Source organism: Paraburkholderia rhynchosiae (assembly GCF_002879865.1).
Lineage (GTDB): Bacteria > Pseudomonadota > Gammaproteobacteria > Burkholderiales > Burkholderiaceae > Paraburkholderia > Paraburkholderia rhynchosiae.
The window spans coordinates 61846-80456 of sequence record NZ_PNXY01000004.1 but is presented as its reverse complement, the minus strand read 5'-3'; the positions used below and the strand labels follow the sequence as shown (position 1 = coordinate 80456).

Sequence of the window (18611 nt, the reverse complement as noted above, 5' to 3'; positions counted from 1 at the left end):
GAATTTGTCAGACGCGCGAACGGATGAGCGAGTTCCGCCGATTGAATTCGGCAAGGATCGTATTGGCCGAATGCGACGCCAGCAGCAGCGAGATGACGAGTGTGAGGATCAGGACATTCGAAGGCGACACAAGGCGATGTTCGGTGGCGGCCATGACCAGCAGGCACACGGACGAGATTTCGACGAATCGGAATGCGGCGAAGTTTTGCCCGCCGCCGACTAGCGCCGCAGCAGCTGCGCCGTGTTTGCTCCAGTCGACGAGCTTCCAGAAGAAGTTCAGCATCAGGAAGAGCCCAACCACCCCGAGTTCCGCGAGGAAATTCAGATAGGAGTTATGCGCGTGTGAATCGCTGTGTTCGACCGTGATGTCGGACGGCGCGCCAAACAGATGAAAGTAAGAGGCCACGTTGCCGATGTGATCGTCGAATGAGCCGAAGCCCAGGCCCACAATCGGGCTCTGCTCGAAATAGGCGAGCGCGCGCGGCCATAGCCATTCATACCGGATGTTGAGATTGGCGACCTTGGCATCCTGATTCTGAATGTTGAAGGTATAGCCCATGTAGTCGACGCTCGGGTCTGTGTTAATCACCGCCATTGCGAGAGAGCCCGCAATCAGGCCGCCCATCAGCACGGCGAGCAGCCAGCGCTTGCGGCCGAAATAGAGGTATGGCAATACGGCGACGGCGCCCAGCAGCGAGCCGCGGCTGTAGGTCGAGAACAGCATCAGGGCATTGATGGCGATCAGCCCGAGCAACAGCTTGCTTCGCTTTTGCAGATAGCACGCCACACCCAGGCAGAACAGCATCGCGAAAAATCCCCCGGCCGCGTTGCGCGCAATGAAGTAACTGCCGAAGCTGTTGTCCGGGTTCGTAAAGATACTTAGCAATCCGGTTTGCACGATGTAAACGGCGTAGACCGGAATGTTGATTCCTACCGCAAACATGAAAAACGTGCGAAGCACTTTATTCAGTTCGAGACGATGCATATACAGGCAACCGGCAAAAATGGGAGCGTATGAAATGAAGAAATTGCCGTCGCGCCGGTAGAACTCAAATTCGGTAAACGCTTTGGGATCATAGAGCAGCGTGGAGACGGTGATCAGGACCGTCAACGCGGTCAGGGGCGTAATGAATGCTGGGTACCTGCGTCCAAAAAACCGCCACGAATATAGAACGATCGGGACGAACCCGACCGCGCTCACCGGCACCAGATTCGTGACGGTGAGAAACAGCGCAAGTAGCGAAATGTAAACCATCGCGACTCCAGAAAAACGAATGGCGCATAGCCTGCAATGACGAGGCCCTTGGTTGCGAACAGAACGTGGTTGAGATGCGGCGCACCGGTACGGGACGGCTCGCCTGGAACAAGATCGGGGTCCTACGTTTGCACGAAGAAGGTTTCCAACTTGCCTGTGAAGGTACCACGTATAGGCACTGATTTCCACGCGCTGCCGCACATACGGGGCGTAATTGAAACTTGATGTAAGCGGCTGCGCACACTGATGCCACGGCCCGGGCCAAAACCTCAACTGATCGCGCCACCATTGCTGTGGTGCAGCGTAACGTGACTATGATTGATTTTGTCGAGTAGTGGCTTTAGTGGCATCGGCTTCTCTGGCGCCACGCTGAAAAAATGTGCCGTTCGTTTTTTGCACGCGACCGGCCGCCGTCTGACTTCGGGAGTGCGGATGCTCACGGGCGTGAACCGCTGGTGTGTGTCGCATGTTTGCGCAGACTGAACGGCTGGCGTAGTTCGCTGATGCGCCCATTCTGTCATTGATCACATGTGAGACCAGACCAGCGCAGTGCCGACGCATCGAGTCGGCGCTTATGCGATTAATTGCGGTCGGGCTTGCATGTCTAGGAGCGATAAAAAATGGAAAAAATTTTTGCAACTGATGGCGAGACGAACGTCGACGCTCACGGCGAAGCGTCCGCCCAGTGCCCGCCGCTTACCCAGGTGATTCTTGCAGGCGGCTCGGGTACACGTCTATGGCCAGTGTCGCGCGAGCAGTTCCCGAAGCAGCTCATCGACGTGATTGGCGATCAGACCTTGCTGCAGGCCACGATGGGACGAATGGACGACTTTAGTCCTTTATGGACTGTGACTCCGGAGCCGATCATCGTTTGCGGGGCCGAGCATTACTTCGCAACTTACGAACAGGCACGAGAAGTCGGCGTCAATGCGCGGATCGTGGTCGAGCCTGGGCGCCGCGACACGGCGCCGGCGCTGACACTTGCCGCACTGGCTGCGTCCGCGGAAGATGAGGACGCCATTCTCGTCACCATGCCCGCGGATCACGCCATTGCGAATCTGAAGGCTCTTCATAAGGCGATCGAAATCGCAGCTGGCTATGCGGATGCAGGTGCGATTGCAACACTCGGCGTTCCGCCCACTGGCGCCGACACCGGCTTTGGCTATATCCGCCTCGGCAACGCGCTGCAGGATGGCGTGCATCGAATCGAACGTTTTGTCGAAAAACCTGCGCCCGAGCTAGCCGCGCAATATGTCGAGTCCGGAAATTACTGGTGGAACAGCGGCATGTTCGTGGTGCGGGCCTCCGTCTGGCTCGATGTCATTCAGCGGTTCCAGCCGCAAATTCACGATGCGTGCGTGCGAGCCTATGAAGGCGCCAAGCTCACCGACGGATGTGTCGTCCCGGACGCTGAAGCGTTCTTGCAATCGCCGTCCGATTCGATCGATTACGCAGTGATGGAGCATCTCGGCAAGGCCGAATCACCCTTTGCCGGCATAGTCGTGCCGCTCGACGCCGGATGGTCGGATCTCGGCTCCTGGGACGCCGTGTGGCAGGCGATGGAAAAGGACGAATCCGGCAACGCGTCGAACGGACGCGTGCTATTCGAGGGAGCGACGGCCACTTACGCGCGCTCGCAAGGCGGGCGGTTGCTTGCTTGCGTCGGCACAAACGACCTGATCGTGGTTGAAACGGACGACGCCGTGCTCGTCGCAGACCGTTCGCATGTGCAGGACATCAAGGGACTCGTGTCACGCATCAAAGCCGAGAAATCGCCGGAAGCGGACGCGCACAGAAAGGTTCGCCGCCCGTGGGGCTTTTACGATTCGATCGACCATGGCGACCGCTTTCAGGTGAAACGAATCGTGGTGATGCCGGGCGCACGCCTGTCGTTGCAGATGCATCATCACCGGGCCGAGCATTGGGTCGTGGTAAGCGGCACCGCGCTGGTCACGCGCGGCGACGAGCAATTCCTTCTGGGCGAGAACGAGTCCACGTATATCCCGCTGGGCATCCGTCATCGCTTGGAGAACCCGGGTTGCGTACCGCTGCAAATCATCGAAGTGCAATCCGGAAGCTATCTCGGCGAAGACGACATCGTCCGATTCGACGACAAGTATGGCCGTGCGGGTTGATCGACCGTGGCGAACCAGAGTGTTTTCCAGGGGGCTGCTATGAGACTGATTACAGGTCTATTGGCGAGATCATTCGATGTTGCGATGATCGTCGGAGGCGCATTCATTGCCTCGCACATTCGCTTCGACGATCTCGCGCAGCATCGTTCCTATGTGGCATTCGTCGCTTTTGCGGCGGCGTTTTCGCTCGCTGTGTTCCCGGCATTGGGCGTCTATGAGTCGTGGCGCGGCCGCTCCAAAAGAGTACTGGTGGGGCAGGTGGCGCTCGGCTGGCTGGTGGTGCAGGCGTGCGCCCTGGCACTGATGTTCTCGTTGCACCGCATCGACTTTGTGTCCCGGCTATGGTTCGCGTATTGGACGGGCCTGGCCGGATGGGGGATGATTGCGGGCCGCATGGTGACGCATGTGCTGCTCGGACGCGTTCGGAATGCCGGGTTGAATTTGCAGAAAGTCGCAGTTGCGGCATGCGGAGAGCATTGCGACGAGATTCTGCGCAAAATGGAACTCGAACCCGCCGCGGGTTTTCGTGCCAACGCTGTCTACAACCTGCGCCCGGGAATCGCGACCACGACGTCCGTACCGGTGTTCGAACAGCGCGCGGCCTTTGCAAAGTATGTGCGTGAACACCACATCGATGAAGTATGGCTTGCGCTGCCGTTATCGGAAGAACGTGCGATTCTCGAATTGGTCGGTGAGTTTCGCAATGATCTGATCAATGTGCGTTTCATGCCGGACGTGAGGGCCCTCGCGCTCTTCGATGGAAGCGTGACCGAGCTGCTGGGCTTTCCGACGATCAATCTTGCCGCCTCGCCTCTGCCGCCGAATGCACTGGTGAAGAAGGAGCTTTTCGACCGCATCTTTGCACTCGTTGCGTTGATTGCGGTGTCTCCGATTCTTCTTGCGTGCGCCATCGCGGTCAAACTCAGCTCGCCAGGTCCGGTGTTCTTCAAGCAATGCCGCAAAGGCGCGGACGGACGCGTGTTCATGATCTACAAGTTCCGCAGTATGCGTCTGCATGAACAGAAGCAGGGCGTGCTCGAGCAGGCGACGCGCGGCGACCCGCGCATTACACGAGTGGGGCAGTTCTTGCGCCGCACCAGCCTGGATGAGTTGCCGCAGTTCTTTAATGTACTGCGCGGCGATATGTCCGTGGTGGGGCCACGGCCACACGCGCTCGAACATGACGATCTGTATCAGGACATCGTGTCCGGCTATATCCAACGCTACCGGATCAAGCCCGGCATCACGGGGTGGGCACAGATCAACGGCTTTCGCGGAGAGACGGACCGGATTGAAAAGATGGAGGGCCGCGTAGCACACGATTTGTACTACCTTCGAAACTGGTCGTTCGCACTCGACGTCAAAATCATTTTCGCGACTGTATTCAAGGGGCTGCATCATCCCAACGCCTACTGATTCATCCGTCGGATCGAGGCCCCGCAATACAGTACAGGACAGGTGGGAGACGTAAGCTTATATCGCGGCGAGCTATGAAATTATTCAACCTTGAAACAGCAGTCAGACGTTCCTTGAAGAAGGTGGGGCAATACAGGTTCCACCGGGATCATGGCGCGCAGGCGGGACGAATTCTCCAGTTGCTGGAGAAGAAGTACGGGCGTCCTGATCCGGCACATCTCAAGCTCGCCGACATCTATGCACGCGATGTATTCGGCGACGCGATTTACGCGCCATGGCTTCGTGTCTATGCTGCATTCAGCGGGGCATTCAAGGAAGGCTGGATTCCCGACAACTACTACGGCGGAGTTGTCGTGCCCAGCATGAAGGGTGGATACGGCAGGATCTCTAACCTGAAGCCGATGTCGCGGCTTATCTTCGGCGGCGACGCGTTTCCCGACGTCGCCTATTTCGCCAACGGCCTGTTTTTCACTGAACGCAACGTGGTGGTTCCCGAACAGGAACTGAAACAGGTCGTTTTCCGTCAGTGCGATAAGGTCGTTTTCAAACTGGACGGCTCGGCGCGAGGCAAAGGCATCTATTTCTTCGACCGGGAATCGTTCGACTGCGAATTGATCAGGTCGCTCGGCAACGGTGTCATTCAGAAGTTCATCGTGCAACATCCGCTATTCAGCGCGTTTGCTTCAAAGTCCGTGGCGACCCTGCGTATGACCACCGTGGTCGATGAACTCGGCCATGTTTCTGTCCGCGCGTGCTTTTTGCGTATCGGCCGGGCGCACGATACCCACATCAGGAATGACGACGAAGTGTGTGTGCCGGTCGACCTGGTCACCGGTGAACTGGCGCGCAAAGGCTTCCTGAGCGACTGGGGCGCCACCGAGGAGCATCCGGATTCAAAGGTCAGGTTTGCTGGCGTGAAGATTCCAGCATTCAGCGATTGCGTCGATACCGTGCTGCAACTTCATGGCAAGATTCCCTTTGCGCGCTGCATAGGATGGGACGTCACAGTGGGCGATGACGGCAAAGTGCAGGTGATGGAATGGAATGGCGAGCACAACGATGTGAAGTTCAGTGAGGCGACCCAGGGCCCGTGTTTTTCTGATTTGAAATGGGAACTGCTGAATGCCAGTGCCGTATGACAGTATTGAGCGAGGAACGTCACGTGAGCGAACAATTGTGGTGCGTCCATATTGAGGGGCCTGACGACTTCGTCGCTGCGGTTTCAAAAGAAGCGGCGGAGCGCGAGGCGTCGGCTATCAATGCTCATGTCGAGCGCTCGGGACAAGGCGAGCGTGCCGCGCCAGTGCGAGCGGTGGCAATGGAGTGGCCGTTCACGCCGGAGAGCCATGCGCGCGCGGTAGAAAGCGACTGGGAAGATTTGCAGCGCATGCCGCACAGAGGGCGGCAGCCTGCTTCGTCATCGAACATATTGACGAATATCGCGAGACGAGTGAAGGAACTCATCGAGGTCGCGCGGGGTGCATGACTGAACGGTCATGCGGTTATCCAGCATGCGGTTATTCAGTCGAGAAATTCAGACCCCCAGCCGTTTCACAATGGCTGTCTTCACGACCGGCACGCCGATCTGCAACAGCTTGCGGAAGCCTTCGTCTCGTCCCACCTTCTGAACGGCGTTATCGATCATCGCCTGCATCACGTTCGCCGGATAAAAGTCCTGGAACAGACTGTTTGCGCCGATTCTTTCAAAGACGTGATGCAGGAACGAGCCGACAGGAGGTCCGATCCGCTTGAACAAGCCCATCTTCACCACGCGATTGTTCCAGAGATGAAGCGCGTACGAGTTGGCGCACCGCGTCGCGCATTCGTCGAAATGCTGCGGCAGGAATACCTTGTAGTAGTCGTCGAAATGTATCGGATAAAATTCGCTTTCTGGCATACCGGCCTTTACGCCATACACGGCGGTAAGCAGACGCGGGCCGGTGTCACCCCATTTGATGTTGGTCCCTTTCATTGCTTCAATGCGCAGTAGAAGATCCAGCAGGCGGTGATCGGCCGGATCGAGCCGAAGCAAAGCCGTACAGATGCTGGTTGCTGACTCTCGCCCGATGATGTTGCCGTTGACGCTGCGGTCGAAATCGCGCAGCAGCAGCATGTCGGTGTCCACCCAGATCTCCTCGGTTTTCGTAAACATCACGAACCGGAAATAGTCGGTGAAATGCGCCATCGAGGGAACGCCGTCGATGGAAAAAGCAGTCAATGCGTCGGGCGACACAATCGCGCTGGCGTCCTTCGCGATGACGCCCTTTGGTAAGTTCTTTACCTCGCTATAGCAATATAGAGCCACGTCACTGCCATAGGTCGTGAACGAACTCAGACAGGCCACCTCATAGGCCGATAGTTCCGGGCCATGCCAAAACGACGCGAAACTAGCGTTGCTCATGATCGATCCATAGAGAATATCCGGTGCGGCGGGCGTCGAGCTTCGCCTGATTGAGGATCGGCCCCGCAGCGGGGGAACGCGGGCGCCCCTGCCCTGGTGCGGCCTTTAGCGGGATATTAGACAAGCAGACAATGCAGGTCTCGGAGAAGGCCGTAAATGTGGGACAAATGTCGCGAAACGTTGAGTCCGATTGCCGAACGCGAGGTGCGGCCGCTGCCTCATGAGGCAGCGGCCGGCTAAGTGCGACGCGCCACTTCGCCACCTCGCCCTGGATCGACCTAGTGCAAGCCCGACGCCCGCCCGCTCGGCGGAACGACATTGCCGGAACTGTCGACGATAGCGACCGGCTCGTTTCGCGCGCCGGGCGGCTGTTCGATCGCGAGTGGACTGGTGACATTCGTGCGGCCCCCCGATGCCGTCCCGATTGACGTTGCGCTGTCGATCATGGAAAACAACGTGGTCAGATAGCTTTGAACACTGTTCTGCACCACCTCGGCGAGTTCATTGCGAGTGTCCACCGCAATGTCCTCAACGTGCCCCCAATAGGCGCAGGTCTTCTTTATTGCTGCCGGGAACTGCTGAAATTGCAGATCGAATACCTGATTGAAGGACTCGGAAGAAAGCGCCGCATCGACAAGCGCGCGTTGCTCGGAAAGAGATGTCTTGACGGTCTGCACGTTCAGTTCGACAATTTTTTCAAGGCCAGAGACAGTTCGCGCTGCAAGTTCATAGGCGGCAATTGGATGGCCTTCGTAACGGACGTCGGGCTGACTCAATACAACGGCATTCATAAGATGCTCCGTATAAGTGCGAGTGGGTAAAATGCGCGACAACGCGCAGGGGTTCAGCAACTGCTATACCTGTGTGCGTCAGCAGATCCCAAAAGGGGTGTGCAAGGGTGTGCAATGCATTGTGAACCGCGCGGCGACGTTTAAGTGGCTACTGGCTGGCCCTGCCAGGCAGGTTTCATGGTCGTAACGGACGTCCATTAGAGCTGCACCGCGAGCGCGCCGCACTGCGGCAGCGAGCAATACCCATGCCTCGTGTGCGTCACGCTAGGCAGGCACCGGACGATGAGAAATTCGACTTTCGACTGTTATTGTGGGCGCCAGCTACCTTGACGACGAATGGACCGATTGCCATGACCGAACTCGACCTCTCCGGCATCTACCGAAGCTACATCACCTGCCTTAACAGGCAGGATTGGCAGAACCTGCAGCAATTCGTTCACGACGACGTCTACTACAACGATCGGCGAATCGGTTTGTCAGGCTATCGCAAGATGCTGGAAAGGGACTTCCGGCAAATTCCGGATCTTCATTTCAACATCGAACTGCTGGTTGCCGACCCGGCTTATTTAGCTGCCCGACTGCGTTTCGATTGCACACCCAAGGGAACGTTTCTCGGCCTCGACATTAACGGCAGGAAAGTATCTTTCGCGGAGAACGTCTTCTACGAATTTCGTGGAGAAAGAATCGGACAAGTGTGGTCGGTTATCGATAAGGCGGCTATCGAGGCCCAGTTGTAGCAAAGGCGCAAAGCGAACCTGCAAATTACCGGTTGCTGCCGAGCGTCGTCTCTGTCACTCCGCTGCCGAGCGCCTGAAACAACGCAGCGGTGTCGGTGAAGCGGTTCGCTTGCGCGCGGGTTTGGTCGATTGCAGTCTGCAAGGCCTGGCGTTCGGCATCGAGAAGACTGATCTGACTGATTCCGCCTGCCGCATATTGCCGACGTGCAACGCCGAGGCTGGCTTGCGCTTCCTGTGCGGCCTCGGCACGCGCTTGCAGTTCATGCGCGTCGTTCTGCATTGCGGTGAGCGAATCGGCGACCTGCTGCAACGCCTGAAGCACGGTCTGCTGATAGCCTGCAAATGCCGCGTCATAGGCGGCCTGCGCCCCGCGTTTCCTCGCACGCAGTTCTCCGCCGTGAAAAATCGGCTGCGTCAGATTGAGGCCAATGTTCCAGATGTTCAGGCCAGTCACGATGTCGCGAATCCGCGTGCGCTCTGAGCCGATTCCCGCGGACAACACGAATTGCGGGTACAGGTTCGCGGTTGCAACGCCGACGTTCGCACTGGCCTGGTGCAGCAACGCTTCGGACGCCCGTATGTCGGGCCGCGCGCGAGCGAGCGTCGACGGCAACGTGATCGGAATGTCGACAGGTAAATGCAGCGCATCAAGAGCGAGTCCGTCGAAATCTGCTTTCGACGGTGCTGCTCCGAGAAGAATCGCCAGTTGGTGGTCCGCCGCCGCGAGCTGTGTTGCAAGCGGCGGCAACGAAGCACGGGTCTGTGCGAGCAGCGTGCGCTGGCTGCGCACATCGAGTTGCGATACGCCGCCCGCGGCGAGGCGCGCTTCCATGATCGACAGTTGATGCGCTTGCGCATCGGCGAGGCGTTGCGTAAGCACGATCTGCTGTTGCAACGACGCCCGCCGCACAGCGGTAGATACAACATTGCCCGCAATGCTGAGCCGTGCCGCATCGAATTCGTACGATTCATAATCGACTTGCGCCATGCTTGCTTCGAGTTCGCGCCGATTGCCGCCGAAGATGTCGAACGCATACGAAACACTGACCGATGCGTTGAACAACGAAAAAGGTCCCGGGGTTTCGACATTCGGAATGCCGAATGCCGCGGGATCGACTTTCTGTCTCGCGCCGGAAAGCGTTGCGTCGATGCTCGGGAATTGCGTGGCACCCGCTAGAGCGGTGTAGTTCTCGCGGGCTTCCACCAGCTTCGCTCGAGCTTGCGCGAGTGTGGGGCTCTGACGCAAGGCCTGATCCACGAGAGGGTTCAATGCATCGCACTGGAATTCCTGCCACCACATAGCGCGCGCGCTCGGTGCCATGTTGAACGTCTGCGCGGATCCCGCCGGTCCATTGGACGAGACAGTGCGCTCGGGCAATGCGTCACGCGTATAGGTTTCGGTGTCCGGCGCCGCGGGTGCATGAAAGTCCGGGCCGACTGCGCAGCCGCTAAAAGCCAGTGCGCACGCGATAAGAAGTGCTTTCATGGACGTGGTTTCCTAGTCGAGCGTGCGCCGGTAGAAGCGCAGCGCGATCGCCATCACGATAGCGGTGAACAGAGCCATGGGCCACACCGACGGCCACAAGTCCGCCCATCCGTCGCCTTTCAGAAGAATGCCTCGAATGAGCCTGTTGAAATAGGTCAACGGCAACAGATTGCCGATGAATTGCGCCCACTGCGGCATGCCCGCGAATGGGAACATGAAGCCGGACAGCAGGATATTCGGCAGAAAATAGAACACGGTAAGCTGCATGGCCTGCAACTGATTCTGCGCGAGCGAGGAGAGTGTGATTCCCACGGTCAGATTCGCCGCAATGAAGAGCAACGCCGCGAGATAGATCGCCACCGGACTGCCGACGAACGGCACATGAAACACGAAGCGCGTCGCGATCAGAATGATCGACGCCTGAATCAGGCCGATCGCGACATAAGGCACGATCTTGCCGGTCATGACTTCAATCGGCAGCACCGGCGTGGCAAGCAGGTTTTCCATCGTGCCGCGTTCGCGTTCGCGCGTCACGGCGAGGCCCGTCATCATCACGAGCGTCATTGTCAGAATGACGCCCATGAGTCCCGGTACGACGTTGTATTGCGTAATGCCTTCGGGGTTGTATAGATTGTGAACCTGTACGCCGAATGCGCTCTGCCTGCCGTTCAGATATGCGAGCGGACCGGTGATGTCCTTGTCCGCGACAGGCTGCACCAGATTCGGCAACGCGGCGACAGCGGTGTGCGTCGCGGTTGGATCGGTCGCATCGGCTTCCACGAGCAGTGACGGATGCTCGCCCCGCAGCAGCTTTCTCGAGAAATCGACGGGTATGTTCAGCACGAATTGCACGCGGCCCTGTGCGAGCGCCCGGTGTCCCGCTTCCTCGTCGGGCAAGGTTTCGACGATGTTGAAATACGCAGAGTTGGTCATCGCGGCGATAAAGCTGCGCGAAAACTCACTCTGATCGTGAACGATGATCGCGGTTGGCAGATGCTTGGGGTCGGTGTTGATTGCGAAACCGAAAAGCGCGAGCTGAACGATGGGCACTCCGACGATCATCGCGAATGTGACGCGATCGCGCCGCAATTGCAGAAACTCCTTCAGTACCACGCTCCACCAGCGCGTCAACGAAAAGACGGTACCTGTAGTCACGATCGCGCTCCGAAGTTGTCTTTCGATTGGCTCATCAGGTAAATGAATACGTCTTCGAGTCCTGTTTCGATCGGCTCCATGCGCAGTGCGGTGCCTGCGGTGGTCTGCCTGATCGCGCGCTCCAACGCCGCATGATCGCTGCCGCTTGCATGCAGCGCGGCGCCGAATACGACGGTTTGATCGACGCCAGGCGTCGCGCGCAATTTCTCCGACAGTTCACTCAAATGCTCGCCTTGAATCGACCACGTTGCGAGGTTCTGCGCTTCGATTACTTCTTTCGACGTGCCTTGCGCAAGCAGTTTTCCGTATGCGATATACCCGAGCTTATGACAGCGCTCGGCTTCATCCATGTAGTGGGTGCTGACGAGTACGGATATGCCACGCGCCGCGAGCCGGTGCAGTTCTTCCCAGAAGTCGCGTCGCGCGGTGGGGTCGACGCCTGCTGTCGGTTCGTCGAGCAACAGCAGTTTCGGTTCGTGCAGCATGCAGGCGGCGAGCGCAAGACGTTGCTTCCAGCCGCCGGATAGCGACCCCGTCAACTGACTCGCGCGGCTTTGCAGTCCCAGCGATTCGAGTGACTTGTCGACGACTTCGCGCCGGTTGCGCATCTGGTAGATACGCGCAACGAAGTCGAGGTTCTCGCGAATGGTCAGATCTTCCCAATACGAAAAGCGTTGGGTCATATAGCCGACATTGCGCTTGATCTGCGCACTCTCGCGGCGAATGTCGTAACCGAGGCATGTGCCAGTGCCGGAGTCGGGTGTGAGCAGTCCGCACATCAGGCGAATCGACGTGGTCTTGCCGCTGCCGTTCGGCCCTAGAAAGCCGAAGATCTCGCCACGCGCAACTTGCAACGAAACGTCGTTGACCACATGCTTGTCGCCGAAATGCTTGTTCAGATTATGTACGTCGATGACGTACTCGGGCGCATCGGTAGTCATTTCAACGCCACCGTCACCGGCTGACCGGGATGAAGTTTCACTGCATCCGCAATGGACGGATGCGCTTCGATCATGAAAACGAGCTTCGCCCGGCTTTCGTTGCTATAGATAACAGGCGGCGTGTACTCGGCATTGTTCGACACGTATGTGATTTTCGCCGGCATGTCCGCTGCGCAGCCGTCGCAATGTATCGTCACGTCGCGGCCCGGCGCGAGTGCGCCAATGACGGTCTCCGGCGCGAAGAAGCGCACCTTGATGTTCTGCGGCGGTAACATCTGCACGACCGGGCTGCCTGCCGGCACCCATTCGCCGGTGCGATAGAGGGTGTCGTAGACGAGGCCGTCGGCAGGCGCATTGACGCGCTTCTGGTCCAACTTCCACTGCGCTTGCGCGACCATGGCCTCAGCGGCCGCGACCTGCGCCTGTTGCGCGGCGATCTGTTGTGAGCGGCCGGGCAAACGCGCCACTTCTACCTGACTCGTCAGTTCGCGTACTTGTGCGGATGTTGCGTCCGAATTGGCACGCGAGTCGTCGAGCTGTGCTTTCGAAATGCCGCCCGCGCTGTACTGCGCTTCGTCGCGCGTCAGTTGCAGCGCTGCCTTGCGCGCATTCGCGACGGCTTCCGCGAGCTGAGCGCGATTGACATTGACTTCGGGCGCGCGCTTGCCGGTCTGGATGTCGGCCAGTTGCGAGCGCGCAGCCGTGAGTTGCTGTTGCGCCTGCTTCAGAGCGGCAGTTTCGTCGACGGCATCGAGTGCGAACAGAGGCGCCTCCGCTTTCACGGTCTGGCCGCGCGCGACTTGTAGCTGCGTGAGCTTGCCCGCCTGCGACGAGCCGAGATAAACGTATTCGCCCTCTATATAGCCCTGATAAGCGTTGTCATCGCGATGCGAGCAGCCCGCGAGCAACACGCCGATGAGCAGCAATAGCGCGCGCTGCGTGATTGAAGCAATTGACGTGCTTGAGTTCATCATTGGTTTTGTCCACTCGACGCGCCCGCTGATGGCGCGTGTTCAGTAAGCAATCCATTCGCGATAGCGGAGGTGGCATTCATGATCTTCACTGAGTGTCCGATCCGCAAGGATGAAGTAAAATGGATAATATGTGAATGTGAATTCGAATTCAAACTAATTCAAGGTTGTGATTGACCCATGCCAACGAAACCAGCGAGGACCATCGCCACACGAACGAAGCGCACGAAAGAGGCAAAGGAACCCGATGCGCCGAGAGTGCTGAAAGAACCGAGAGCGCCGAAACAGTCCAGGCCGGTGAAGCGCACGAGCCGGCCCGATGGCGCGGCCACGCGCCAGCATCTGCTCGATACTGCGGGACAGGTGTTCGCCGCGCGCGGTTTCGCCGATGCCACCAGCAAGGAAATATGCGAGCGCGCGGGTACGCCGATGGCGTCGGTGAATTATCACTTCGGCAGTCGTGAGGCGCTTTACGAAGCAGCGCTCGTGGAGGCGCACCGCCAGGTCGTGAGTCTCGATGAATTGACCGCGTTGACAGAAGGGCCGGGCGAGCCACGGGAAAAGTTACGCGCGGTGATCTCGCGATTCGTCGGTCTTTCGACTAGTACGGGCGCGCCGTGGGGCTTCATGCTGATGTTGCGCGAGGTACTGTCGCCGTCGCCCGCAATTCCCGCGCTCATCGAAAAGGCGGTACGACCGAAGGCCGCTGTTCTGCTCGGCTTGATCGGCGAAGTATTGCAGTTGAATCCGCAAGAGCCGTTGGTGCAGCGAGCGTTGATGTTCACCGTGCTGCCCTGTATCGCACTGATGATTGCGCCCAAGCAGATGCAAGCGGCGCTGCTGCCCGCCGTTGCAAAAGACAGGACTGCGCTTGCAGAAGACTTTATTCGCTTCATGATGGCGGGGCTCGATGCAATCGCGGCCGCACATAGGGTGCGCAAATAAACAGGCTTTGAACCGGCGCCCGGTTGAGTCTACTGATCGAATGCGATCCCACGCCTGCGTAGTTCACGCATCGCGCTGTCGAGATGGGCGCGTGCGCTTTCCTTGTCGCCCGCGCGCATCTGTTCGTAAGTGCGCTGCGCCACATCGTGCGGCACGGGTTTGAGCGGGCGATTGCTGCTCATTGCCTTCAGTTGAACTTCCGCCGCTCGCTCGAGGTAATAGAGGTCGTCCCACGCTTCGGCAATACTGCCACCCGCCACCATGACACCGTGATTTTTGAAGAACACGATATCCGCGTCGCCGATCGTTTCGGCAATGCGGTCGCCTTCCGAATCGTCCAGCGCGAGACCGTTGTAGTTCTCGTCGATGGCGGTGCGGCCATAGAACTTCAGCGCGGTCTGCCCGAGCCACAATAGCGGCGGACCTTCGAGCAGGCACAGTGCGGTCGCGTTCGGCATATGCGTATGAAAAGCGGCCTTGACGCGCGGCTTTAACCGATGCAAACGCGCGTGGATATAAAACGCGGTCGCTTCGGGCTTGCCTTCGCCGGCCACGACATGTCCGTCGAAATCGCAGATCAAGAGACGCGATGCGGTGATCTCGGAGAATGCATAACCGTAGGGATTCACGAAAAACAGGTCCTCGTGTCCTGGCACGACCGCGGAGAAGTGATTGCAGATTCCTTCTTCGAAGCCGTACTGTGCCGCTAGTTGAAAACATGCCGCCAGTTCAATGCGCGTTTGCATGATGGCGTCAGATTCGAGTCGCAACGTCGAAGACGGTTGCGCCGAGCCAACGGATGAAAGGGTATGCGCCATGTTGGTCGTTCCTGAAAGTCACCAGCCGAGTGTAGCGAAAAGCGTCGGCACCTGATCGAGTGTGGAGAGCGTTGCGTCGGGCGTGTAATCGGGCAGCAGCGTGCGGCCCGTCGCACGATCGATCCACACGCAACGAAAGCCGATATCGCGCGCGGCCGCATGATCGAGATGCGGACTCGCGCAGATATGCACAACTTCCTCGGGCGTCACACCGAGTTCGCGATGCGCGTAATCGAACAACTGCCGCGCCGGCTTATAGGCACCGGCCTGCTGTGCGGTGACAACGCGGTCGATATAGCCGCCCAATTGCGCGACGTTGCCGGCGATGACGTCGTCGTCGGTATTCGACACGATGCAGAGGCGATAGCCATCTTGCTTGAGTCGCCGCAACGTGTCGACCACTTCCGGGAACGGCGGCATTGCGGAAATGCGGTCCGTCAATATGCGGGCGTCGCTTTCATCGCGCTCGTCGCCGGCGAGGCCCAGTTCCGCGAGCGCAAGACGAAGACCAACGCCCGCGACCTCGCGAAACGAGCGATGCGGTGGAGTCTGTTCGAGCGCATGTTCGTGCCGGTCATAGACCGCGATCACTTGCGCCGGATCGATGTCGCTGCCTCGCTTCGTTTCCAGAATTTCGCGGACGGCGGCCCGCAATCCTTCGTCCCACTGGATCAGTGTGCCGTAGCAGTCAAATGTAAGCCACCGTGGGCGCGGGGTATGTTGCAGTGACATGAATGTGCTCCAGAAGTGATGGATCGACGAATGGCGTCAGATTAGGCGCATTGACAGTTATTTGAAAATTAAATTAACCTCTTGACGTCAGTCGCACTGCAAATAACGAAGCGAGCCCATCATGCTTGATCTCGATCTGTTGAACACGCTGATTTGCGTCGTCGATGAAGGCAGTTTTACGCGCGCGGGCGAGCGGGTGCATCGCACGCAATCCACCGTGAGTCAGCAGGTGCGAAGACTGGAAGAACTCGTCGGCCGCACGCTGCTCATGCGTGACCGCACCGGCAATCAGGTGACGGCGACCGAGCACGGCGAATTGCTCGCGCAATACGCGCGACGCTTGCTTGCATTGGCGCAGGAAGCGCAAGACGCGTTGATGAGCGACGTTGCCGTCACGCCGCTTCGCATCGGTGTGCCCGAGGATTTCGACGCGCGACGCATGTCGGCGATGCTGTCTGGCTTCGTCAAGACGAAGCCAGGTGTGCGCCTGGAAACAGTGGCCGGCATGAGCGCCGACCTGCAACGCAGGCTGTCGAACGGTGAGATTGAAATCGCGCTGATCAAACGCGAGCCGGGCAGCGGCGAGTGTCTTGCATCGTGGCCGGAGTCGCTAGTGTGGGTGCGAAGCGCGAATACTGAAGGACCAGCGGAGTCTTCGGACGAGCCTATTCCGCTGGCGCTGTTTCCGCAGGGCTGCGTGTACCGCCAGCGCGCGATTCGCGGTCTCGACAAAGCGCATCGGCGCTGGCGTATTGCGTTCGGCAGTCATAGCCTGACGGGCATTCAGGCAGCGGTTTCTTCGGGCTTGGGCATTTCGGTTCTGCCGACCACAGCGGTACTTCCTGAGCATCGCTTATGCTCCGGTTTCCCGCCTTTGCCGCCGACGGAGCTTGCGCTTGTCAGCTCCGGCGGCGTGCTAAACGCGCATCAACGCGCGTTGGTCGATTTTCTTCTCACGGAGATGAAGGTATAGACGGAAAAGGCCGGCGAACCGGCACGCCGGCCCTAACACCTACGACAGGTGATGTACTTCCTGCAATCCAAACACGGGCGTCGGAATGCCTTCCATGCGAGCCTTCAGTTGCAGCGACAGATACTGCGAGTAGTGCCGCGACTGATGCAGATTGCCGCCATGAAACCACAGCGCCTGCTGCTGCGTGGGCTTCCACATGTTGCGCTGTTCGCCTTCCCACGGCCCCGGATCCTTTGTGGTGTTCGAACCGAGTCCCCACACTTTACCGACCTTGTCGGCGACTTCGCGTGAGATGAGATCGGCGGCCCAGCCGTTCATCGAGCCATAGCCAGTTGCATACACGATGACATCCGCTTCGAGTTCGCTGCCGTCGCTGAGCAGCACGGAATGCTCTTTCAGTTCGACCACGTCCACGCCGCTTTTCAGCTTGATCTTGCCGTCCGCGACGAGTTCCGATGCGCCGACGTCGATGTAATAACCCGAGCCGCGCCGCAGATACTTCATGAAGAGGCCGGAATCGTCGTCGCCGAAATCGAGCATGAAACCGCTCTTTTCGAGGCGCGCATAGAACTCTGCATCGCGCTCCTTGATTGCGTTGAAAACGGGAATCTGGAACTCGTGAAGGATCGCATACGGAATGGATGCGAAGGTCAGATCGGCTTTCGCCGTCGTCATGCCTGCCGCCACCGCGCGCTCGGAATAGAGATCGCCGAGCGCGAGTTCCATCAGCGAATCCGACCTGACGATGTGCGTGGACGAGCGCTGCACCATCGTCACGTCAACGCCGGCCTCCCACAGCGCGGCGCAGATGTCGTGAGCCGAATTGTTCGCGCCGATCACGACGACCTTCTTGCCGTGATACGCGTCCGGCCCAGGATGCTTCGACGAATGATGCTGCTCGCCTTTGAATACCTCCATGCCTTTGAAGGCTGGAATATTCGGCTTGCCCGACATGCCGGTGGCGAGCACTAGCTGCTTGGGCCGCAAGGTTATATTGCGTCCGTCCCGCTCGACCTCCACGATCCATTCTCCTTTCGCTTCGTCATAGCGCGCGGATTTGCAGGTGGTCGCCCCCCAGTAGTTGAGTTCCATTACCTTCGTGTACATCTCCAGCCAGTCGCCGATCTTGTCTTTCGGCGTAAAGACCGGCCAGTTGTCGGGGAAGGGCAGATAGGGCATATGGTCGTACCAGACCGGATCGTGCAGACAGAGCGTCTTATAGCGCTTGCGCCACGCGTCGCCGGGCCGTTCATTCTTATCGACGATGATCGTCGGCACGCCCAGCTGCCGCAGCCGCGCACCGAGTCCGATACCGCCTTGCCCGCCTCCGACAATCAGGCAATACGGTTGCTCCGACGCACCGAGCGCGTCGAGTTCGGCTTCGCGCCGCTCTTTCCAGCTCGTGCGGTCACGGCGCGCGCCGTGTTCGGCGCCCATCGGCCGCATCGGTCCTTTTGGTTCTTCATGACCCTTCAATTCCGCCATCGTCGTGAGCAAGGTCCAGATGCGGCCTTCCTTGAGACGAATGAATCCGCTACCGCGCGCGGCCTCGGTTTCGAAAGTGATCCAACCTTGCGCGATGCCGTTGGCTGCCGTTGCCGGTTCGTTATCCGCCAGCCGAAGCTTCGATGGCTTGATCTTGCCCAACTGTGCATTCAGCATCGCGGCGATCTGTTCGCGGCCTTCGAGTGTCTTGATGTTCCAGGTGAACGCAACCAGATCGCGCCAATAACAATCGGGCTGAAACAGGTCGACGGCGGTTTCGACGCCCTGGCTGTCGCCGCGTTTCAGCGCGGCTTCGAGGCTCTCGAGAACGTTGGATATCGCTTGATTTGCATTGTTTCCAGACATGGTT

Annotated in this window: 17 protein-coding genes; 7 read left to right on the top strand and 10 right to left on the bottom strand. The window is 58.8% G+C overall.

Features of this window, described 5'->3' with window-relative positions; all coding sequences use genetic code 11:
• Nucleotides 1-7: 7 nt before the first annotated feature.
• A complete protein-coding gene (locus C0Z16_RS06940) occupies nucleotides 8-1255 on the bottom strand; it encodes an O-antigen ligase family protein (RefSeq protein ID WP_102631438.1) in 1248 nt (415 codons plus the stop codon).
• A gap of 620 nt (nucleotides 1256-1875) precedes the next feature.
• Here C0Z16_RS06940 and C0Z16_RS06935 point away from each other — a divergent pair.
• The 4 genes from C0Z16_RS06935 (at nucleotide 1876) to C0Z16_RS06920 (ending at nucleotide 6292) form a co-directional block, all read left to right on the top strand.
• Nucleotides 1876-3390, top strand: a complete 1515-nt coding sequence (locus C0Z16_RS06935; RefSeq protein ID WP_102631437.1) for a mannose-1-phosphate guanylyltransferase/mannose-6-phosphate isomerase — start codon at nucleotides 1876-1878, stop codon at nucleotides 3388-3390.
• Nucleotides 3391-3429: 39 nt separating this feature from the next.
• Nucleotides 3430-4806, top strand: coding sequence for an undecaprenyl-phosphate glucose phosphotransferase (locus C0Z16_RS06930; protein ID WP_102631436.1), 1377 nt, complete (start codon nucleotides 3430-3432; stop codon nucleotides 4804-4806).
• 74 nt (nucleotides 4807-4880) lie between these two features.
• The gene (locus tag C0Z16_RS06925; protein ID WP_175130739.1) at nucleotides 4881-5945 is read left to right on the top strand and encodes a sugar-transfer associated ATP-grasp domain-containing protein; all 1065 of its coding nucleotides are present in this window, start codon (nucleotides 4881-4883) and stop codon (nucleotides 5943-5945) included.
• 23 nt (nucleotides 5946-5968) lie between these two features.
• Entirely contained in the window at nucleotides 5969-6292 is a 324-nt protein-coding gene (locus C0Z16_RS06920) for a hypothetical protein (protein WP_407070658.1), read from the top strand.
• A gap of 48 nt (nucleotides 6293-6340) precedes the next feature.
• Here the strand turns inward: C0Z16_RS06920 and C0Z16_RS06915 are convergent, their stop codons facing one another.
• Nucleotides 6341-7207 (bottom strand): hypothetical protein, encoded by an 867-nt coding sequence (locus C0Z16_RS06915; protein WP_102631434.1) that lies wholly within the window; start codon nucleotides 7205-7207, stop codon nucleotides 6341-6343.
• Between the two features lie 278 nt (nucleotides 7208-7485).
• Entirely contained in the window at nucleotides 7486-7998 is a 513-nt protein-coding gene (locus C0Z16_RS06910) for a phasin family protein (RefSeq protein WP_102631433.1), read from the bottom strand.
• A 350-nt stretch (nucleotides 7999-8348) separates the two neighbouring features.
• Here C0Z16_RS06910 and C0Z16_RS06905 point away from each other — a divergent pair, with 350 nt between their 5' ends.
• Nucleotides 8349-8735: an ester cyclase gene (locus C0Z16_RS06905; RefSeq protein ID WP_102631692.1), complete on the top strand. Its 387-nt coding sequence runs from the start codon at nucleotides 8349-8351 to the stop codon at nucleotides 8733-8735.
• Nucleotides 8736-8760: 25 nt separating this feature from the next.
• Here C0Z16_RS06905 and C0Z16_RS06900 read toward each other — a convergent pair whose 3' ends face one another.
• The 4 genes from C0Z16_RS06900 to C0Z16_RS06885 are packed head-to-tail and all read right to left on the bottom strand — an operon-like array spanning nucleotide 8761 to nucleotide 13288.
• Nucleotides 8761-10221: an efflux transporter outer membrane subunit gene (locus C0Z16_RS06900; RefSeq protein ID WP_102631432.1), complete on the bottom strand. Its 1461-nt coding sequence runs from the start codon at nucleotides 10219-10221 to the stop codon at nucleotides 8761-8763.
• Between the two features lie 12 nt (nucleotides 10222-10233).
• The gene (locus tag C0Z16_RS06895; protein ID WP_102631431.1) at nucleotides 10234-11376 is read right to left on the bottom strand and encodes an ABC transporter permease; all 1143 of its coding nucleotides are present in this window, start codon (nucleotides 11374-11376) and stop codon (nucleotides 10234-10236) included.
• The gene (locus C0Z16_RS06890) at nucleotides 11373-12317 is read right to left on the bottom strand and encodes an ABC transporter ATP-binding protein (protein WP_102631430.1); all 945 of its coding nucleotides are present in this window, start codon (nucleotides 12315-12317) and stop codon (nucleotides 11373-11375) included. Before C0Z16_RS06890 ends, C0Z16_RS06895 begins: the two co-directional genes overlap by 4 nt.
• Nucleotides 12314-13288 (bottom strand): HlyD family secretion protein, encoded by a 975-nt coding sequence (locus tag C0Z16_RS06885; RefSeq protein WP_407070659.1) that lies wholly within the window; start codon nucleotides 13286-13288, stop codon nucleotides 12314-12316. Before C0Z16_RS06885 ends, C0Z16_RS06890 begins: the two co-directional genes overlap by 4 nt.
• 180 nt (nucleotides 13289-13468) lie before the next feature.
• Here C0Z16_RS06885 and C0Z16_RS06880 point away from each other — a divergent pair, with 180 nt between their 5' ends.
• Nucleotides 13469-14233, top strand: a complete 765-nt coding sequence (locus C0Z16_RS06880) for a TetR/AcrR family transcriptional regulator (RefSeq protein ID WP_102631428.1) — start codon at nucleotides 13469-13471, stop codon at nucleotides 14231-14233.
• 29 nt (nucleotides 14234-14262) lie between these two features.
• Here the strand turns inward: C0Z16_RS06880 and C0Z16_RS06875 are convergent, their stop codons facing one another.
• Both C0Z16_RS06875 and C0Z16_RS06870 read right to left on the bottom strand, forming a co-directional pair.
• On the bottom strand, nucleotides 14263-15051 hold the full coding sequence (locus C0Z16_RS06875; protein ID WP_102631427.1) for an aldolase: 789 nt from the start codon (nucleotides 15049-15051) through the stop codon (nucleotides 14263-14265).
• An 18-nt stretch (nucleotides 15052-15069) separates the two neighbouring features.
• The gene (locus C0Z16_RS06870; protein WP_102631426.1) at nucleotides 15070-15783 is read right to left on the bottom strand and encodes a haloacid dehalogenase type II; all 714 of its coding nucleotides are present in this window, start codon (nucleotides 15781-15783) and stop codon (nucleotides 15070-15072) included.
• A gap of 121 nt (nucleotides 15784-15904) precedes the next feature.
• On the opposite strand from C0Z16_RS06870, the gene C0Z16_RS06865 reads away from it, so the two are divergent.
• Nucleotides 15905-16756 (top strand): LysR substrate-binding domain-containing protein, encoded by an 852-nt coding sequence (locus tag C0Z16_RS06865; protein ID WP_102631425.1) that lies wholly within the window; start codon nucleotides 15905-15907, stop codon nucleotides 16754-16756.
• 39 nt (nucleotides 16757-16795) lie between these two features.
• Here C0Z16_RS06865 and C0Z16_RS06860 read toward each other — a convergent pair whose 3' ends face one another.
• On the bottom strand, nucleotides 16796-18607 hold the full coding sequence (locus C0Z16_RS06860) for an NAD(P)/FAD-dependent oxidoreductase (RefSeq protein ID WP_102631424.1): 1812 nt from the start codon (nucleotides 18605-18607) through the stop codon (nucleotides 16796-16798).
• Between the last annotated feature and the right edge of the window lie 4 nt (nucleotides 18608-18611).

Excerpts from the sequence above, each read along its gene's own strand:
- C0Z16_RS06875 (WP_102631427.1), bottom strand. The coding sequence starts at position 15,051 with ATGGCGCATACCCTTTCATCCGTTGGCTCGGCGCAACCGTCTTCGACG.
- C0Z16_RS06940 (WP_102631438.1), bottom strand. The coding sequence starts at position 1,255 with ATGGTTTACATTTCGCTACTTGCGCTGTTTCTCACCGTCACGAATCTG.
- C0Z16_RS06905 (WP_102631692.1), top strand. The coding sequence starts at position 8,349 with ATGACCGAACTCGACCTCTCCGGCATCTACCGAAGCTACATCACCTGC.
- C0Z16_RS06900 (WP_102631432.1), bottom strand. The coding sequence starts at position 10,221 with ATGAAAGCACTTCTTATCGCGTGCGCACTGGCTTTTAGCGGCTGCGCA.
- C0Z16_RS06925 (WP_175130739.1), top strand. The coding sequence starts at position 4,881 with ATGAAATTATTCAACCTTGAAACAGCAGTCAGACGTTCCTTGAAGAAG.
- C0Z16_RS06915 (WP_102631434.1), bottom strand. The coding sequence starts at position 7,207 with ATGAGCAACGCTAGTTTCGCGTCGTTTTGGCATGGCCCGGAACTATCG.
- C0Z16_RS06860 (WP_102631424.1), bottom strand. The coding sequence starts at position 18,607 with ATGTCTGGAAACAATGCAAATCAAGCGATATCCAACGTTCTCGAGAGC.
- C0Z16_RS06870 (WP_102631426.1), bottom strand. The coding sequence starts at position 15,783 with ATGTCACTGCAACATACCCCGCGCCCACGGTGGCTTACATTTGACTGC.
- C0Z16_RS06890 (WP_102631430.1), bottom strand. The coding sequence starts at position 12,317 with ATGACTACCGATGCGCCCGAGTACGTCATCGACGTACATAATCTGAAC.
- C0Z16_RS06930 (WP_102631436.1), top strand. The coding sequence starts at position 3,430 with ATGAGACTGATTACAGGTCTATTGGCGAGATCATTCGATGTTGCGATG.
- C0Z16_RS06935 (WP_102631437.1), top strand. The coding sequence starts at position 1,876 with ATGGAAAAAATTTTTGCAACTGATGGCGAGACGAACGTCGACGCTCAC.
- C0Z16_RS06865 (WP_102631425.1), top strand. The coding sequence starts at position 15,905 with ATGCTTGATCTCGATCTGTTGAACACGCTGATTTGCGTCGTCGATGAA.
- C0Z16_RS06880 (WP_102631428.1), top strand. The coding sequence starts at position 13,469 with ATGCCAACGAAACCAGCGAGGACCATCGCCACACGAACGAAGCGCACG.
- C0Z16_RS06910 (WP_102631433.1), bottom strand. The coding sequence starts at position 7,998 with ATGAATGCCGTTGTATTGAGTCAGCCCGACGTCCGTTACGAAGGCCAT.
- C0Z16_RS06885 (WP_407070659.1), bottom strand. The coding sequence starts at position 13,288 with ATGAACTCAAGCACGTCAATTGCTTCAATCACGCAGCGCGCGCTATTG.